Here is a 17,563-nt window from a genome sequence, read left to right on the forward strand (position 1 = left end):
TCGATCAGCGAAGCGGCTGCTTCTCGCCCCCGATCACACGGTAGATTTCGCTAGAGACAACGCCGACCTCACCAAGTGCCGCCTGAAAAGCAGCCATATGAGGGGTCGCGAAATGGGCCTCAAGCGCGGCCTGATCCTGCCATTCCTCATAGACCCGAAAGCGGGTCGCCTGACCCAGGATTTGACTGAATTCATAGATCAGGCATCCGGGTTCTTTCAGAGTTTCCGCAACCATTTCCTGCGCAGCAGCAATGGCTTTCTCGACCGCTGCATCTGAAACTTCAACCACTCCTGTCACGATCAGCATCATGCTCTCCTTAGATCGCCCCGCAAGTCAGAGGCTCAGCTTATCCCGCATGAAGGCCAGCGCAACACTCAAGCCATCCGGAGCAATCCCGTGGCCGGTGCCCTTCATTATATGGGCATAAACCTCTTTGAACCCAGCCGCCTGAAGTGCCTCAGCTGCTTCTGGCAACGATTGCGGCGGTACAACGTCATCAGCATCGCCATGCACCAGCAGGATTGGCATGCGACTGACGGTTTCGTCCGGCAGCAAATCAGGTTCCAGCAAACGTCCCGAGAACGCTACGATCCCCGCCACTGGGTCCTCGCGGCGCGGGGCTACATGTAAGCTCATCATCGTGCCCTGGCTGAAACCGAACAGCACTACCTGCTCTGGCAGGACATCCTCATCCACCATCAGCGCATCAAGGAACGCGTTGAAATCCTCAACTGCCATTTCCATACCCCGTCGGGCTTCCTCCTCGGATGAGCCATCAATCCACGGGATCGGGAACCACTGGAAACCGTTGGGCATACCGATGATCTGTTCAGGCGCGTCCGGAGCTACAAACAACGTATCCGGCAGATGCTCGCCCAACGGATCAGCCAGCCCCAAAAGATCGGCCCCGTTTGCACCATAACCATGCACAAACACCACGACCGAGCGTGTGTCGCCTGAAACCGGCTCTTTCCTGAGCGCGTTCAAAACCCGTGTCATCTGATCCCTTCTCTGTCTTTTGCGACCCGGTAATAGGCCCACAGCACCCGCGCCGCAACCGATCGCCACGGCGACCATGCTTCAGCCATCTGGCGTAACTCTTTGTCTTTTGGTCGTTCTGGCAATTCATAGAGGATGCGTGCAGCTTCCTGTAAGGCCAGATCGCCCGGTGCAATCACATCGGCGCGACCCAGCGAAAACATCGCATAAATCTCGGCAGTCCAGACACCGATTCCCGGTACCTCGGTCAGAATTGCGACCACTTCGTCATCTGGCGCATCACGCAACGCTTTGTAATCGATCCGCGCCTCAGCCAAGGCGCGGGCATAGCGAATTTTCTGACGGCTGAGACCCACAGCGCGCAGATCATCATCAGTGGCCCACATAATCTTGCGCGGACCGGTCAGTTTTGCGTCCTGCAGCCTCTTCCAGATTGCGTTTGCCGAGGCCACGCTGACCTGCTGACTGACAATCGCGCTGAGCAACTGGGCGAACCCGTCAGGCTTGCGCCTGAGTGGCAGGGGTCCGGTTTGCTCTATCGCATAAGCCATCCGGGGGCAGGCCTCAGCCAGCCACTCGGCCCCTTCGGTAACGCAGTCCGATGTTTCGATGATGCGTCCGACGGACATGCGCTCTCCGATAAGTGATCCTTGTCCGCACGTTAGGCGGATGTGCCGCATATGCAACCCGCTTGTGCCAAGTCTCAATCGTAGATAACCATTCGCCCATGACAATGATCGCTGCCACCCCTGACGACAGTCAGGCCAAACGCAACGTCGCCGTTTTGGTGGCAGCACAGGCAATCCTGGGTGCACAGATGCCCATGATGTTCATCGTCGGCGGGCTGGCAGGCCAATCGCTGGCCAGCAACGCTTGCCTTGCGACGCTGCCGATTTCACTGATCGTTCTGGGTTCAATGCTGGCGGCCACGCCGATTTCGGCCATCATGCAACGCTGGGGACGCCGTGCCGGGTTTCTTGTGGGATCAACCGCAGGTGCCGCAGGGGGCGTTATCGGGGCTTACGGCCTTTATCTCGGCTCGTTCCCGATCTTCCTGATCGGCAGCTTCCTGACCGGCATATACATGAGCGCACATGGCTTTTATCGCTTTGCAGCAGCAGACACCGCCTCTGATGCATTTCGGCCCAAGGCGATCTCATACGTCATGGCCGGAGGGCTTGCGGCGGCGATCATCGGCCCTCAGATCGTCAAGCTGACCTCGCAGGCGTATGTGGTCCCGTTTTTGGGCACTTATCTGGCGGTGATCGCGATCAACGTTCTGGGGTCGGCGTTGTTCTTTTTCCTCGACATCCCGACCCCGCCGAAACCAACCGAAGACGAGCCGAAAGGCCGGACCCGATTGGAACTGCTGAAAACCCCGCGCATCGCAGTGGCGATCATTTGCGCCATGGTCTCTTACGCGCTGATGAACCTTGTCATGACCTCTACGCCTTTGGCCGTCGTCGGGTGCGGATATACCGAAGGTGATGCCGCGGATATCGTCACCAGCCACGTACTGGCGATGTACATTCCCAGCTTCTTCACCGGCCACCTGATCGCGCGGTTTGGGGTCGAAAAGATCGTAGCTCTCGGTTTGGCAATCCTTGGCGGCGCAGGCATTGTCGCCCTGCAAGGTGTTGATCTAGGTAACTTTTTCGTCGCCCTGATCCTGCTTGGCATCGGATGGAACTTTGGCTTCATTGGCGCCACCAGCATGTTGGCAGACTCGCATGAAGTGCACGAACGCGGGCGAATGCAGGGCCTGAATGACTTGCTGGTGTTTGGCGGTGTGACCTTTGCTTCGCTTGCCTCTGGCGGATTGATGAACTGCTCGGGCGGTTCAGCGGTCGAGGGTTGGACGGCCGTAAACCTCGCCATGATCCCGCTGCTGACCCTTGCAGGTGGCGCACTGTTATGGTTGGTTCTGAGACCTTCAGACCCCCAGACGGCCTGACCCTACCAACGTCCGGTCGCTGCCGTTTTCATCAGGGTAAACCGACGTCGGATTTCACCCTGAGCCAACGCACCTGCGGCCACCCGGTCCGGTTTGGCCAATGCAGTCCGCAACACCCACTCCGTCTGCCACCCCGCATAGAGCGCAGGCCGTGCTTGTGCCGAGACCTCGTTGCGGGCGGACCGCGCCTGCGCCAATCGGTCCAAAGCCTTCTGCGCCAGCGCCCGAACCCCGTCATGGGTTCCGTCCAGCAAAGGAATGCGCCCACGTGCCTCAAGCTCGGGAATTGCGCGCAGCCAATTCGCGATCCCCGCTGCATATCCGAAATCACGCAGAACAGTTTCACCCGCCGAACCCAGAGCCTGCGCCGACACCACCATTAATGTCCCAGCGCTATGGGCAATATAGGCGTCAAAATGCGCCTCATCCTCGAACGGATCACGATAGATATCCCAACGCCTTACGGCCACATATTCATCCAACAGCGCTGCCAGATGCGGAGAAATCACGCGCGACAATGGCGTAACAACCTCGTGTCGACGAACAGATGAACCTTCGGCAATCTCTTGCAAGGCATCGCGCCACCATTGCAGCCGCATCTCAGCGATCATGCTCTCTTGCGTCACCCACGGGGCACGGGCCACCTCGACGTTCAGCGCATAAATCGGGAACAAAACTGCCCGTGCCTCAACTGGTGCGGCCATGGCAGCCATAAAGCGATCGGGATCGGCCCGATGAACCAGCGCAGCACAAGCCTTGATGTCGTCGTCGAACTCCACCTTATTCGGCGGCCGCTGACTGCGGGGCGCAATCGCTCACCAGTTTCCACTGAATCGCATCCAGCAGCGCTTCGAACGAGGCATCAATTATGTTCGCACTCACCCCAACCGTAGACCAGCGCCGCCCTTGCCCGTCTTCGCTGTCAATGATCACGCGCGTGACCGCCTCGGTCCCGCCCTGAGTGATGCGCACCTTGAAGTCGACCAGCCGCATATCCGACAGTATCTGCGAATACTGCCCCAAATCCTTGGCCAGAGCCTTCGCCAGCGCGTTCACCGGACCGCGATCGCTACCGCTTTCATCCAGCGATTCACTTACTGACAGCTTCTTCTCACCATCCACTTTCACAACAACAACCGCCTCGGACAGGCTGACCATCTTGTTGTATTTGTTCTTCCGGCGCTCAACGGTCACCTTATAGCGCTTGACCTCAAAGAATTCGGGCAATTGCCCCAGCTCATCCCGCGCCAGCAGCTCAAAACTAGCCTGCGCGGTGTCGTAGGAATACCCCTCGGCCTCGCGCAGTTTTATCCGCTCAAGGATACGTCCCAACGCCGGATCGCCCGCTTCTACGGCCAATCCCGCATCGGTCAAACGTTTACGCAGGTTCGATTGCCCAGCCTGGTTCGACATCGGAATGATGCGCGCATTTCCAACACTTGCCGGATCGATATGCTCATAGGTTGTCGGGTCCTTGAGGATCGCGCTGGCATGCAGCCCGGCCTTATGCGCAAAAGCCGACGCGCCCACATAGGCGCTCTGCTTGCTGGGCACTCGGTTCAGGATATCATCCAGCATCCGGCTGATGCGCGTCAGCCCGGCCAGCGCCTCGGGCATCACTCCGATCTCATAGCACGAGGCATAGGGTTCTTTCAGCATCAGCGTTGGGATCAAAGCGGTCAGGTTGGCATTGCCACAGCGCTCTCCCAACCCATTCAACGTACCTTGAATCTGCCGCGCCCCCGCATCGACTGCAGCCAGCGAGCACGCCACTGCGTTCTCGGTGTCGTTATGCGTATGAATGCCCAGCCGATCCCCCGGCAGACCGGCCGCAATCACCTCGGATACGATCCGCCCGACCTCTGCCGGCAATGCTCCGCCATTGGTGTCACACAGAACCACCCACCGTGCCCCTGCATCGAGCGCAGCGCGGCAGACTTCAACCGCATATTCCGGGTTGTCCTTGTAGCCATCAAAAAAATGCTCGGCATCAAACAGAGCCTCCCGCCCCTGCGCCACGATATGCGCGACCGAGGCGCGAACGTTCTCGGTGTTTTCCTCCAGCGTGATACCAAGCGCGTGGGTCACGTGGTAATCGTGCGATTTCCCAACCAGACAAACGGCTGGTGTTCCCGCGTTCATTACAGCCGCCAGAACGTCATCATTCTCAGCCGACCTGCCCGAGCGTTTGGTCATTCCAAACGCCGTCATACAGGCCGACGTCTCAGGCGCGCTCTCAAAAAACGCACTGTCGGTCGGGTTCGCTCCGGGCCAACCCCCTTCGATGTAATCAATCCCCAGCGAATCCAACGCCTGCGCGATCTGCACCTTCTCGGCTGTCGAGAACTGCACACCCTGAGTTTGCTGCCCGTCGCGCAACGTGGTGTCGTAGAGGTAAAGGCGTTCCTTGGTCATTCGACCCCCTCCAGCTTGGCGGCGTCGAATCCGGCGCCGGGCACCAATTCCACACCATCCTTGCTCATCCGAACCTCAAGCCCGGCGGCGATATATGCCGCCTTTAGACGATCAACCTCAGAGAAATCCTTGCTCTGCATCGCAAACGCGCGCGCAGCGGCCAGCTTTTCTGCATGAGACGACAGATTAGCCGAAGCGGTCTCGGCCCAAGCGCCCATATCGTCCCCCAACAGTCCAACCAGCTGCGCACTTGCCAGCAAAGCCGAAGCATCACCATCTGCAGCCAAACGATGCAGTTCCGCGATGGCACCTGCCGTGTTCAGATCATCCGCAAGCGCATCGATGACCGCAGGTGCCGCGGTGGCGGCGGGCTCGATGCCCGCTGTCAACGCCCGCCACTTGCGCAATGTTGCCTCGGCTTCGCGCGCCTTCTTCTCGGTCCAGTCCATCGGCTTGCGATAATGGGTCTGCAGGAACACAAACCGGATCACTTCACCCGGCACACCCTGCTCAAGCAGATCATGAACGGTGAAGAAATTGCCCAGCGATTTGGACATTTTCTTGCCCTCGACCTGCAGCATCTCATTATGCATCCAGACACGCGCGAATTCGCCATGCGGGTGGGCACATTTGCTCTGAGCAATCTCGTTCTCGTGGTGCGGGAACATCAGATCGTTGCCGCCACCGTGAATATCAAAGCTCTCGCCCAGCAATTCATAGCTCATGGCCGAGCATTCGATATGCCACCCCGGACGCCCCCGGCCCCATGGGCTGTCCCAGCCGGGCAACTCATCGGTCGACGGCTTCCACAGCACAAAATCCATCGGGTTCTTCTTGTAAGGCGCGACCTCGACCCGCGCCCCGGCGATCATGTCATCAACCGACCGCCCCGACAGCGCACCATAGTGTTCCTTCCAGCTGTCCACCGCGAACAACACGTGACCCTCGGCAGCATAAGCGTGCCCCTTGGCCATCAGGTCTTCGATCATCGCAATCATCTGCGCGATATACTCTGTGGCGCGCGGCATCGCGTTGGGTTCCAACGCCCCCAGCGCGCCCATGTCGTGCAGATACCAGCCGATGGTTTCGTCCGAACGTTCCTGCACCAACTGTTCCAAAGACCCGTCAGCCCCAGCCTTCTTGCGCGACAATGCGGTGGCGTTGATCTTGTCATCCACGTCGGTGAAATTGCGCACATAGGTCACGTGATCAGCACCGTATACATGCCGCAACAAACGATAGAGCACGTCGAACACAACCACAGGCCGTGCGTTCCCCAGATGCGCCCGATCATAGACCGTCGGACCACAGACATACATCCGCACATTATCGGGATCGATCGGCACGAAATCCTCTTTCGTCCGAGTCCTTGTATTGTGCAGTTTGATCGTCGTCATCGGGTCGTGCTCCTGAAACAGCATATACGTCACGCGTTGGCGCGGGCTTAGCAACTTGTCTCAGAGATGAAAACGAAAGAAACCGGCCCGCTTGAGAAATCAGCAGGTAATGCAGCAGATAATGATGCAAGTTTTCCGGTTCATGCGCTTTGCCTAGCACGGGATTGATGCTGAGCCAAGCCTTGAGTTTCAACCTCCACAGAGGCAGTCTGCCCACCATGACCCGTGATTACGTCAATTCCCTATGCGCAGACCTGCCCGGTGCCGAACTTTCGGACCCTTGGGGTGGCGGCCACGACGCATGGAAAGTTGGCGGCAAGATGTTCGCCAGCGTCGGCTCGGTCGGGGATGGTGTATCGGTCAAGACAACCGACATTGAGACCGCGCAGATGCTGATCGACGCAGGGATTGGCACCAAGGCCCCGTATTTTCACCGCAGCTGGGTTCGCCTGCCGTGGGAAACTGACGCCGACGAGATGCAACATCGCCTGATCACCTCATACGATATCATCCGTGCATCGCTGACCAAGAAGATACAGGCGAGTTTGCCGCCGCGAAGCTGATTGACAAAATCGCTGTGCTTTGCCCCATTCGGCGTCATAGCCGGTCGGGAGAATCCCTTGAAACTATCGCATCGCATTACGCATCTGACCGAGGGTGGATCAGACGGCTGGGAGGTGTTCATCCGCGCGCGTCGGATGATTGCCGAAGGCCATGCCGTTACCGAGTTGACGATCGGCGAGCATGACATTCGGACCGATCAGTCGATATTGTCGGCCATGGAAAGTTCGGCCCGCAGCGGGCACACAGGATACGCGATGGTTCCGGGCACTGATCTGCTGCGTGATACTGTGGCCGCCCGTGTCCAAATGCGAACAGGTGTAGCGACCACTCGCAACAATGTCATCATAACCCCCGGCGGTCAGGCCGCTTTGTTTGCGGCGCAAACCGCGCTTTGCGATCCGGGCGATATCGCGCTCTACCTGGATCCGTATTATGCCACCTACCCCGGCACGATCCGTGGCGTTGGAGCGGTAGCCAAACGCATAGAAACACGCGCCGAAGATTTGTTCCAACCTCGCGCTTCCGATATCGATGGCGCGGCAGGCGGGGCGGTGTCGCTGCTGATAAACTCCCCAAACAATCCAACTGGTGTGGTCTATTCCGCCGAAACACTTTCTGCCATCGCCGAGGTTTGTCAGCGCCGCGATCTATGGCTGATTTCCGATGAAGTCTACGACACGCAGGTTTGGGAGGGTGAACACCTGTCACCGCGCGCCCTACCCGGCATGGCTGAGCGCACTCTGGTCGTGGGTTCAATGTCGAAATCTCATGCCATGACTGGCTCGCGTTGTGGGTGGATCGTTGCTCCGGAAGGCGTGATCGACCACCTGATCAACTTGGCAACACACACAACCTATGGTGTGCCCGGCTTTATACAGGATGCGGCCAACTATGCGCTGAGCGTGGGACAACCTCTCGAAGACAAGATCGCCGCGCCGTTTCGCCGCCGCCGCGCTCTGGCGATTGAAGTGCTGGCTGCGCAGCGGGTCGTCACCTTAATACCGGCGCAAGGCGCGATGTATCTGATGCTGGATATCCGGGCTACGGGTCTTAGCGGCGATGTGTTCGCAAATGCGCTGCTGGACACGCATGCCATCGCTGTGATGCCCGGTGAGAGCTTTGGTTCTGCCGCCGCAGGTCACATCCGCGTGGCCATGACAATCGATGACGAGAAATTCGTCACATCGCTACAGACCCTATGCGAATTTGCCGCTCAATTGGCAGATGGATGACAATCGACCACCGAGTTTCAGAAGCGGAATGTGGTGCGCAAGTTGAACACATTTGCGTCGAGGCTTCGACCAGACTCCGGTATATCATCGAAGTTCTGCCGCAGCGCTTCGCCACTGATTACAAACCGATCGCCAAGCGGATAGGCAACACCGATCCCGTAAACGGCTGCCGTATCACTGTCACCCGACGTACTGGCCCGCGCGGTTCCCAAGACAACATAGCCAAGGGCTGATCCAAAGTCGTAGCCGCCGCGCAACTTCAATCGCGACATACTATCAAGGCTTCCTTCGGATTGTCCCAGATCAAGATTCAGGCGGTTATATTCCAACTCACCGCCAAGCACGAAATTTCCAAAATCATAGTCGTATCCGATCAGCGGGCCAAAACTGCCCCCGCTTCCGCCTGCTCCTCCGGACCCATCAACATCTGCATAACCAAAGCTGAAACCAGCGTACGCGCCTGTCCAGTCTTCTGCCACAACCTGCCCTGCACCTGTTATCAGTGCTGTGGCGAGTGCGGCCAGTAATGACTTCATGCAGACCTCCAAACATCCGTTGCCGGTTTGGGCGCATCCCCGAGGCAGCGATCTGCTGATCAGCCAACCCCAGTATTTACTTAAACCTAAGATACAAATCCAAATAACTACGTGCAGATTAACAGATTCTTACCGCAATTGGAAAAAAACATTTAGTCACGAGGATTTGCGCCCAGTTCATTTTGACTGATGGCCCAATAAAATTAGTCCAAAGTCGCAAACAGAACAGATTGTCCAGAAGTGCATTGAAACAATGGGCGCATCAGACTGAGGAAGTTGATGCATAACGAAGTTTGGAAGATTCGGCTGGTCAGCCGCACCATTGGTGCGGATCGCGGTCGTGCGGCACGAGGACGGCCAGCACTGGTCTAGGTACACTCACCCACAACGTACTTTTTTGACCGGACACACACATGAACGAACAAACCCGAAACTCATCCCGCAGCGGTGGCCGCGCCGCGCGTCGTGCCGCCCGTGCGTCAGCTCTTCCGGAACATCTTCGCCCGATTCGGCCTGGTATGGAGGGCGGAACCCTGAAGGTTCTGACCCAAGCACAGATCGAACGCATCCACGAGGCCGCTCTGACCGCTCTGGAAACCATCGGCCTTGCTGATGCGCCACAAAGTGGGATCGACTATCTCGTGGCTGCGGGATGCACCTTGGGCGACGATGGCCGCATCCGCTTTCCTCGCGCATTGGTCGAGGACACAATCGCCAAGGCCAACCGCTCGATCACTCTGCACAGCCGGGATGGCAAGTCGGATCTGGAGCTATCGGGGACACGCGTCCATTATGGCACCGCAGGCGCGGCGGTCAGCATGGTCGATGTGCATGGGCAGGAATACCGCGACTCGACCCTGCAGGACCTGCATGACGCGACTCGCATCTGTGAACAGCTTGAAAACATTCACTTTGTTCAACGTCCCATGGTGTGCCGCGACATTGCGGACAACCTCGAGATGGACCTGAACACGGTCTACGCCACCACCTCAGGCACGTTCAAACACATCGGTACGTCGTTCACAGAGCCCAGCCATGTGGCCCCCGCCATCGAGATGCTGCACATGATCGCGGGCGGAGAGGACAAGTGGCGTAAGCGGCCCTTCATGTCCAATTCCAACTGCTTCGTTGTGCCCCCGATGAAATTCGCCACCGAAAGCTGCGAGGTGATGGAAGAATGCATCAAGGCCGGAATGCCGGTTTTGTTGCTTTCTGCGGGCATGGCAGGAGCTACCGCACCCTCGACCGTTGCCGGAGCGATCACACAAGCCACCGCCGAATGTCTGGCGGGTTTGGTTTATGTAAACGCCGTAAAGCCCGGTGCTCCCGCGATTTTTGGCACTTGGCCTTTTGGTCTGGACCTGCGCACGGGTGCAATGTCCATCGGCTCGGGTGAACAAGCTCTGCTAACCGCTGGCTGCGCGCAAATGCACCAGTTCTACGATCTGCCCGGTGGTGCCGCAGCTGGTGCATCGGACGCGAAATTGCCCGACATGCAGGCCGGTTGGGAACAAATGTGTTCGAACGTCATGGCTGGGCTATCGGGCCTGAACATGGTGTATGAGGCCGCAGGCATGCATGCCTCGTTGCTGGGGTTCTGCCACGAGAGCCTGATCCTTAGCGATGACCTGATCGGACAGGCACAGCGCTGTGTGCGCGGGATCGAGGTGACGGACGAGACACTGGCACTGGATCAGATGGCCGAAGTCTGCATGGGTGGTCCTGGGCATTATCTTGGCACCGATGCGACGCTAGGCCGTATGCAGGCAGATTACGTCTATCCTACCTTTGGTGACCGATCATCTCCGAAGGAATGGGTTGAGCTTGGCAAACCGGACCTGATCGAAAAGGCAGTGAAGCGGAAGGAAGAAATCCTCGCCGTGCCATCCCCGGCCAGATTCGACCCGCATCTGGACGCGGAAATTCGCGGCAAGTTCAACATTTACTTATCCGCGTAAGGCACTGAAAAATAAGCGGCCCGAAGCTTCCGGGCCGCCAGTATTCCTGCTTGATCAGCCGTTGGACGGCGGCAGCAGGCCCGCTTGTTCAGCGATGGTGATCTCATCCTGATCTAGCGCACCGTCGCCGTTTGCGTCCATCTGCGCAAAGCCTTCGGCATCAACGTCAGGCACGACGGCCTGAACTTCATCGATCGTCAGTACTCCGTCGCCGTTGGTATCGGCGGCGCTTTGGCCGACGGCCAATGTCGGCAGGCCAAGTGCGAAGGTTGAGATAAGGGCCAGAATTTGCGGTTTCATGTTATGCCTCCTGATTGCGTTTTCTTGAGTGTTTGCGTCCGGACAAGCGCCAAAAAAAGGCCATCCTGAAGGCGTGTCACCCGCTCAGATTGATATGGCCGCTTTCAAGCCAATCTTTGCGTGTTTGACTGAGTCGCATTTGCGGACGATTGCCGGACGAAATGGCCAGTCGTGGCTTCGGCAACTCTTGCCCGATCCAAACAGGATGATCCGGCAATGCCCTGCTCAAATCCACGACTCGGGGTTGAGAAAAGAAAGGGGGCCGAAGCCCCCTGTCAGTTTCGCCTTCCAGGCTCATTTCGTTGACCGCCCGGTGTTTTTTTGCCTGCGGCCTGGACTGCGCATAGGACGAGCGCACCCGTCCCGTGAGAGAGTGGGAGGGAGCAAATATTCCGCCCCACCCTGTTCCCGGCCGACACGGGCATGTCGGCCGAGTGAAACAAGGCATCGATGGTAAGTCTCAGCGCCTTGCTTCGTATTCGTCGGGGCCGGTTACTGTGGCAGCATCCGACCCCTGCACCCCGGGTTGCCGGGGCGCTAAACTTAGCTACTCCTTGTTCAGCGCAACCATCGCACGTTCGATGTAGCCTTCAGGAAGGCCACGCTCTTTAACCTTTTTGCTAAGGTATCTTTTGAATCGACCATCACCGATGTAGTCATGCCTGAACCAACGGCGGAACTCACCGAGCGCATCTTCTGGGTAGCAAGACGCAAGTTGGGGGTTAGAGACTGCCTGTGGAAAGTAGTCAGGGTAGTTATGGGCATATTTCCGCCGCGCACCGAAACGCATTTCCAAACCACGTTCATTCCAGTGTTTCGACCATGCTTGCCCAACGCTTATGTCTGGCACAAACTTCTCATCGATGTGTAGGCCTTTCATTCCCAACGTGACGATTAAGTCCGCTAGTTCTTTAAACACACCAAAGAAACCTTCAGGGACCGCGTCGTAAGTCAGACTGACGCGATCTTTGAAGATACGCCACATGTCTTCTTCTTGACGATTGGAATACCCAGTCCGGGTGTAGATGTACTGTTTTAGACCAAAGCGGCTGAGGCGACGATAGCTGTCGAGAGCTATGGATTGTCCCTGTAAGTTCGCCTCAAAGGCGTAGTACTCCAAGGTCGCCATGCAGATTTCATCTGGGTATGCCAAAACTCGAACATTTCCGAAGAAAGTCTCGTGAGCTGCGGTGCTGAAATCGACACCCTGTTCAAACAGGATTTCCTTTATTCGCTTAACTGCAGCACTGGGTTCGGCGCTATCCCATCCAGAGGATATAAGGCCAATATACTTATTTTGAACTCCGCATAGTCTTGCCAGCCCACGCTGATTTAAGAAAGGGGTGCCGTCCTTGAGGACCCCCATTCCTACTCCATCACTTTCGATTTGGCACTCAACGGCGAGGTCTAGGACGCCCTGATCTGGGTTCGATACCTGTGCCCTTGTGGGCATTCGTGCAACTGACTTACTCATCATGAAACCCTCACATCCACACCTCAGCTACACCCGCTTGTCGCGCCGCAGGTGTTGCATTTCATGCAGGTGCCGTTGCGCACCAGCGTGTAGTTTCCGCATTCGCCGCAGGGATCGCCCTCGTACCCTTGCATCTTGGCTTTGGTACGGGCGTCCATTCCGGTCGCAACCGCCGTCTCAGCGGGTGCTTCGAATGTCGCTGCGGTTTCCGCCATACTCGTCACGTCAGCCTGTCCGCCATTGAAGACCATCAGGTCTTGCGGCAGTCGTTTGCGCAGATAGCCGGTTGAACTGATTTGTTTCAGCACTTCCAAGGATTTGGTCGCCGCGCTTTCACTGATTTCCGATACGTTGGACAGACCATCCTCTTCGCCGCGACCCAGATCGTCGAAGGTCGCACCTTCGGGTTTCACATGGGCCAGATCGGTGCGGTCCAGATAGGAAACGGCCAGTTCGCGGAAGATATAATCCAAGATCGACGTCGCGTTCTTGATCGAGTCGTTGCCCTGCACCATCCCAGCCGGTTCGAACTTGGTGAAGGTGAACGCATCGACGAACTCTTCCAGCGGCACACCGTATTGCAGGCCGACCGACACGGCGATGGCAAAATTGTTCATCATCGCCCGGAAGCCAGCGCCTTCCTTGTGCATGTCGATGAAAATCTCGCCCAGCTTGCCGTCTTCAAATTCACCGGTGCGCAGATAGACCTTGTGGCCGCCCACGATCGCCTTCTGGGTATAGCCTTTGCGGCGATGCGGCAGTTTCTCGCGATGGCTGCGGATCATTTCCTTGACCACAATCTTCTCGATCACCTTCTCGGCCAGAACGACGGCTTTTTCTTGCGTCGAACCGCTTTCCAGCACTTCGGCTGCCTCATCGTCATCTTCGACCAGCGCCGCCGCCAAAGGCTGCGACAGTTTCGAGCCGTCGCGGTACAGCGCGTTCGCCTTCACACCCAGCGACCAGCTGAGTTCGTATGCCTTCTGGCAGTCCTCGATGGTCGCGTCATTGGGCATGTTGATCGTCTTTGAGATCGCGCCCGAGATAAAGCTTTGCGCTGCAGCCATCATGGTAATGTGGCTATCAACCCCAAGGAAACGCTTGCCTTTTTTACCGCACGGGTTGGCGCAGTCGAAGATGGCGTAATGCTCTTCCTTCAGATGCGGCGCACCTTCCAGCGTCATGGTTCCGCAAACATGGTCGTTGGCCGCGTCGATATCCGCCTTGGTAAAGCCCAGATGGCGCAGCAGATCGAAGGTCGGGTCATTCAGCTTGGTCGCCGGGATGCCCAGAACACCGGTGCAGAAGTCCTCGCCCAGCGTCCACTGGTTGAAGACGAACCGGATGTCGAACGCGCTTTCCAGTGCGGTATCTATTTTTGCCAACTCGTTCGGGCCAAAACCATGACCGGTCAGCGAGGTGTGGTTGATCCCCGGCGCGTTGCCGATGGTGCCATGACCAACCGCATAACCCACGATCTCTTCAATCTGAGCCGAGGAATAGCCCAGCTTTTCCAGCGCCGAAGGCACCGAGCGGTTGATGATCTTGAAGTAACCACCGCCGGCCAGCTTCTTGAACTTGACCAGAGCAAAGTCCGGTTCGATCCCGGTCGTGTCGCAATCCATCACCAGACCGATGGTGCCGGTTGGTGCGATAACTGTGGCCTGCGCGTTGCGATAACCGTTCTTTTCGCCGAGGCTCAGCGCTTCATCCCAAGCTGACATGGCCAGATCGATCAGACGTTTGTCCGGGCAATTGTCGTGATCCAGAGGCACCGGCTTAACAGCCAGTTTTTCATAACCATCGGTCACTCCTTGCGACGCACGACGGTGGTTGCGGATGACGCGCAACATGTGGTCTGCGTTGCGCTCATATCCTTTGAACGGGCCAAGCTCGCCTGCAATCTCTGCCGAGGTCGCATAAGCCACACCGGTCATGATCGCGGTCAGCGCGCCACAGATCGAACGACCCTCATCCGAGTCATAGCTATAGCCCATGTTCATCAGCAGACCGCCAATGTTGGCATAACCCAGACCCAGCGTACGGAAATCGTAAGAGAGTTTCGCAATTTCCTTAGACGGGAACTGCGCCATGGTCACCGAGATTTCCAGCGTCAGCGTCCAAAGCCGCGAGGCGTGCATATAGTCCGCCGCCTGGAACTCACCGTCCTTGAAAAAGGTCAGCAAGTTCATCGACGCCAGGTTACAGGCAGTGTCATCGAGGAACATGTATTCCGAACACGGGTTCGAACCGCGGATTTCACCGTCTTCGGGGCAAGTGTGCCATTCGTTGACAGTATCATGGAACTGGATGCCAGGATCGGCACAGGCCCATGCGGCGTGGCCGACCTTTTCCCACAAATCACGTGCTTTGACTGTACGAGCAACCTTGCCGTCGGTGCGGTTGATCAGTTCCCAATCCGCGTCTTTTTCAACTGCGGTCAGGAACGCATTGGTCACCCGGATCGAGTTGTTCGAGTTTTGGCCCGAGACCGAGCTATAAGCCTCCGAATCCCAGTCCGTATCGTAGGTCGGGAATTCAATGCTATCGTGGCCCTGCTTGGCGTAGTCCAGAACGCGCTTGATGTAAGTTTCTGGGATCGCGACCTTTTTCGCTTCGCGAACCGCATTTTTCAGGGCGTCGTTTGCGTTTGGATTATAGGCATCATCGGCAGAGCCGTCCCAAGACCGGATGGCCTCGAAAATGCCGTTCAGCATCTTCTCGTGCATCTTCGATCCGGCAACGATCGAGGCCACCTTCTGCTCTTCGATCACTTTCCATTCGATGAATTGCTCGATGTCCGGGTGATCTGCATCGACGATTACCATCTTTGCTGCTCGACGGGTTGTACCGCCTGATTTGATCGCGCCAGCGGCGCGGTCGCCGATCTTGAGAAATCCCATGAGGCCCGAAGACTTGCCGCCACCCGAAAGCGCTTCACCCTCTGCACGCAGATGGCTGAAGTTGGTTCCGGTGCCCGAGCCATACTTAAACAGGCGCGCCTCACGCACCCACAAGTCCATGATGCCGCCTTCGTTGACCAGATCATCGTCGACCGACTGGATGAAGCACGCATGCGGTTGCGGATGCTCATAAGCGGATTTCGATTTGGTTAGCTTGCCGGTTTTGTAGTCAACATAGTGGTGCCCCTGCGCCGGGCCATCGATCCCATATGCCCAGTGCAGACCGGTGTTGAACCACTGCGGCGAGTTCGGAGCTGCACGCTGGGTCGCCAGCATATAGCGCATCTCGTCAAAATAGGCGCTCGCGTCCTCTTCAGTCGAGAAATAGCCGCCCTTCCAGCCCCAATAAGCCCACGCGCCGGCCAGACGATCAAAAACCTGTTTCGATGAGGTTTCGCCATCAAATTCAGCATCTTCCGCAGGAACCGATCGCCACAGGAATTCGGGAACGTCCTTTTCCTTAACCTTCTTCAGCTTGGAAGGAACACCGGCCTTGCGGAAGTACTTCTGTGCGATGACATCGCTAGCCACCTGGCTCCATTTTGCAGGCACTTCGATCTCGTCCAGACGGAACACGATTGTGCCATCCGGATTGCGAATCTCGGATGTTGCGGACACAAAATCCAGATCGCCATATGCATCCTGTCCCGGTTTGGTGAATTTTCTTTCAATCTTCATGTCCGCTGCCCCAGCTTCGATCTGTCCAAATTTCAAGTCCCGGCACTAAATCTTGATGCTGCGGGGTGCCGCCCGCACTACCGACGAATTTGAGACGCAAGGGACCGGACGCTGCCTAGAACAGCGCAGAACCGCGAATACGGTCTACGTCATAGTGGTATGCTTTCCGTCCCTCGCCCGATGCCTTTTCCGGTCATTGCCTACCAGATTTAGTGGCTCGTCTTTCGGCCCATACAATCTGACGTATATTCCCATAGTTGGTCAACGGGCTTTTTCGGTCATTTTTGGAATCTTTTAGCTTGACCTGTTTTGCTGAACCGGCGGAATTTCGCCGCATCGCGATTCCTCCACAGACATGTCCCGGACGACCAGCCCATTCCGCCTTGATGTGTCAGAGTGATTTCTCGTGTTTTCCGCCACAGTTAGAGGTCATTGATCAACCGATCCCGCGTTAAGGAGATGTTCAGAGAATCATCGTCACGACATCGCAGCGCGTGCCATACTTGAAATCACACGACATTTCTGGATGGGAAATCTACTCTACATGCGTTTGATTTCATTGTTAACTATTGTGGCGCTAATCGTGTCCTGCACATCACAGGAAGCACCACCTGCATCTCGCAGCGCGCAATTCGACGGTTATCCGCAGAACCTTTTCAATTCCTTCAGGACCGACTGCGCGGGGCCGGGCGACAAGTATATCAAGACCACCGCAAGCATCTTTGAATGCCGCGAGACCTTGCCGCCCGAGGCAACGGCGTATTTGATTCTCAGCTTCAACGGCTATCCGCAGAACTTGCCGCAAATCGTAACGCGGCTGAGCTCGACCAAGAATCAGGCCGGGTATCGCGTGGACGCAGAGTTGTACTTTCTGGTTCCGCAGAAAGATGGTTCAACTCTTAGAATACCTATTGAAAGCAAAGATTTGGACAGGGATTTTTCCAAACTCTACACCGACTATGGCGGAACGCCAGTGTAGAGGAAAAATGGTCGGGGCGGCAGGATTCGAACCTACGACCCCCTGTACCCAAAACAGGTGCGCTACCAGACTGCGCCACGCCCCGGACCGTGCGCCTTCCTAAACGTGCCGAT

General features: G+C 57.1%; 15 protein-coding genes and 1 tRNA gene. 5 read left to right on the top strand and 11 right to left on the bottom strand.

What is annotated here, in order from left to right; genetic code table 11:
* Positions 1-4: 4 nt before the first annotated feature.
* The 3 genes from ACR0JG_RS11380 to ACR0JG_RS11390 are packed head-to-tail and all read right to left on the bottom strand — an operon-like array spanning position 5 to position 1,629.
* Positions 5-307 carry a putative quinol monooxygenase gene (locus tag ACR0JG_RS11380; RefSeq protein ID WP_170421777.1) on the bottom strand — a complete coding sequence of 101 codons (303 nt, stop codon included), beginning with the start codon at positions 305-307 and terminating at the stop codon, positions 5-7.
* Positions 308-334: 27 nt separating this feature from the next.
* The gene (locus ACR0JG_RS11385) at positions 335-1,000 is read right to left on the bottom strand and encodes an alpha/beta fold hydrolase (protein ID WP_170392997.1); all 666 of its coding nucleotides are present in this window, start codon (positions 998-1,000) and stop codon (positions 335-337) included.
* The gene (locus ACR0JG_RS11390; protein WP_480569806.1) at positions 997-1,629 is read right to left on the bottom strand and encodes a DNA-3-methyladenine glycosylase family protein; all 633 of its coding nucleotides are present in this window, start codon (positions 1,627-1,629) and stop codon (positions 997-999) included. Before ACR0JG_RS11390 ends, ACR0JG_RS11385 begins: the two co-directional genes overlap by 4 nt.
* Before the next feature lie 98 nt (positions 1,630-1,727).
* On the opposite strand from ACR0JG_RS11390, the gene ACR0JG_RS11395 reads away from it, so the two are divergent.
* Positions 1,728-2,954, top strand: a complete 1,227-nt coding sequence (locus tag ACR0JG_RS11395) for an MFS transporter (RefSeq protein ID WP_480569810.1) — start codon at positions 1,728-1,730, stop codon at positions 2,952-2,954.
* 2 nt (positions 2,955-2,956) lie between these two features.
* On the opposite strand, the gene ACR0JG_RS11400 is transcribed toward ACR0JG_RS11395, so the two are convergent.
* Genes ACR0JG_RS11400 through cysS form a run of 3 tightly spaced genes read right to left on the bottom strand, consistent with a single transcriptional unit; the run spans position 2,957 to position 6,766 of the window.
* Complete coding sequence (locus tag ACR0JG_RS11400; protein WP_480569813.1) at positions 2,957-3,733, bottom strand: squalene/phytoene synthase family protein; 777 nt, start codon at positions 3,731-3,733, stop codon at positions 2,957-2,959.
* Position 3,734: 1 nt separating this feature from the next.
* The gene (cimA, locus tag ACR0JG_RS11405) at positions 3,735-5,369 is read right to left on the bottom strand and encodes a citramalate synthase (RefSeq protein WP_170595539.1); all 1,635 of its coding nucleotides are present in this window, start codon (positions 5,367-5,369) and stop codon (positions 3,735-3,737) included.
* The gene (cysS, locus tag ACR0JG_RS11410) at positions 5,366-6,766 is read right to left on the bottom strand and encodes a cysteine--tRNA ligase (protein ID WP_223118010.1); all 1,401 of its coding nucleotides are present in this window, start codon (positions 6,764-6,766) and stop codon (positions 5,366-5,368) included. Before cysS ends, cimA begins: the two co-directional genes overlap by 4 nt.
* A gap of 218 nt (positions 6,767-6,984) precedes the next feature.
* Between cysS and ACR0JG_RS11415 the strand changes: the two genes are divergently transcribed.
* Complete coding sequence (locus ACR0JG_RS11415) at positions 6,985-7,329, top strand: MmcQ/YjbR family DNA-binding protein (protein WP_480569816.1); 345 nt, start codon at positions 6,985-6,987, stop codon at positions 7,327-7,329.
* Positions 7,330-7,386: 57 nt separating this feature from the next.
* On the top strand, positions 7,387-8,562 hold the full coding sequence (locus ACR0JG_RS11420; RefSeq protein WP_480569819.1) for a pyridoxal phosphate-dependent aminotransferase: 1,176 nt from the start codon (positions 7,387-7,389) through the stop codon (positions 8,560-8,562).
* Positions 8,563-8,579: 17 nt separating this feature from the next.
* Here the strand turns inward: ACR0JG_RS11420 and ACR0JG_RS11425 are convergent, their stop codons facing one another.
* Complete coding sequence (locus tag ACR0JG_RS11425) at positions 8,580-9,098, bottom strand: outer membrane beta-barrel protein (RefSeq protein ID WP_170392989.1); 519 nt, start codon at positions 9,096-9,098, stop codon at positions 8,580-8,582.
* Between the two features lie 413 nt (positions 9,099-9,511).
* Here ACR0JG_RS11425 and ACR0JG_RS11430 point away from each other — a divergent pair, with 413 nt between their 5' ends.
* Positions 9,512-11,056 carry a trimethylamine methyltransferase family protein gene (locus ACR0JG_RS11430; RefSeq protein ID WP_480569822.1) on the top strand — a complete coding sequence of 515 codons (1,545 nt, stop codon included), beginning with the start codon at positions 9,512-9,514 and terminating at the stop codon, positions 11,054-11,056.
* A 54-nt stretch (positions 11,057-11,110) separates the two neighbouring features.
* Here the strand turns inward: ACR0JG_RS11430 and ACR0JG_RS11435 are convergent, their stop codons facing one another.
* From ACR0JG_RS11435 to ACR0JG_RS11445, 3 genes are all read right to left on the bottom strand, one after another.
* Positions 11,111-11,356, bottom strand: coding sequence for an EF-hand domain-containing protein (locus ACR0JG_RS11435; protein ID WP_170405941.1), 246 nt, complete (start codon positions 11,354-11,356; stop codon positions 11,111-11,113).
* 547 nt (positions 11,357-11,903) lie between these two features.
* Positions 11,904-12,722, bottom strand: a complete 819-nt coding sequence (locus ACR0JG_RS11440; RefSeq protein ID WP_480569825.1) for a BstA C-terminal domain-containing protein — start codon at positions 12,720-12,722, stop codon at positions 11,904-11,906.
* A 131-nt stretch (positions 12,723-12,853) separates the two neighbouring features.
* Positions 12,854-16,471, bottom strand: a complete 3,618-nt coding sequence (locus ACR0JG_RS11445) for a vitamin B12-dependent ribonucleotide reductase (protein ID WP_480569828.1) — start codon at positions 16,469-16,471, stop codon at positions 12,854-12,856.
* A 544-nt stretch (positions 16,472-17,015) separates the two neighbouring features.
* Between ACR0JG_RS11445 and ACR0JG_RS11450 the strand changes: the two genes are divergently transcribed.
* Complete coding sequence (locus ACR0JG_RS11450) at positions 17,016-17,450, top strand: hypothetical protein (protein ID WP_170392985.1); 435 nt, start codon at positions 17,016-17,018, stop codon at positions 17,448-17,450.
* 8 nt (positions 17,451-17,458) lie between these two features.
* Here the strand turns inward: ACR0JG_RS11450 and ACR0JG_RS11455 are convergent.
* A tRNA-Pro gene (locus ACR0JG_RS11455) sits at positions 17,459-17,535 on the bottom strand.
* Between the last annotated feature and the right edge of the window lie 28 nt (positions 17,536-17,563).

The organism is Ruegeria sp. AD5, from assembly GCF_056542345.1.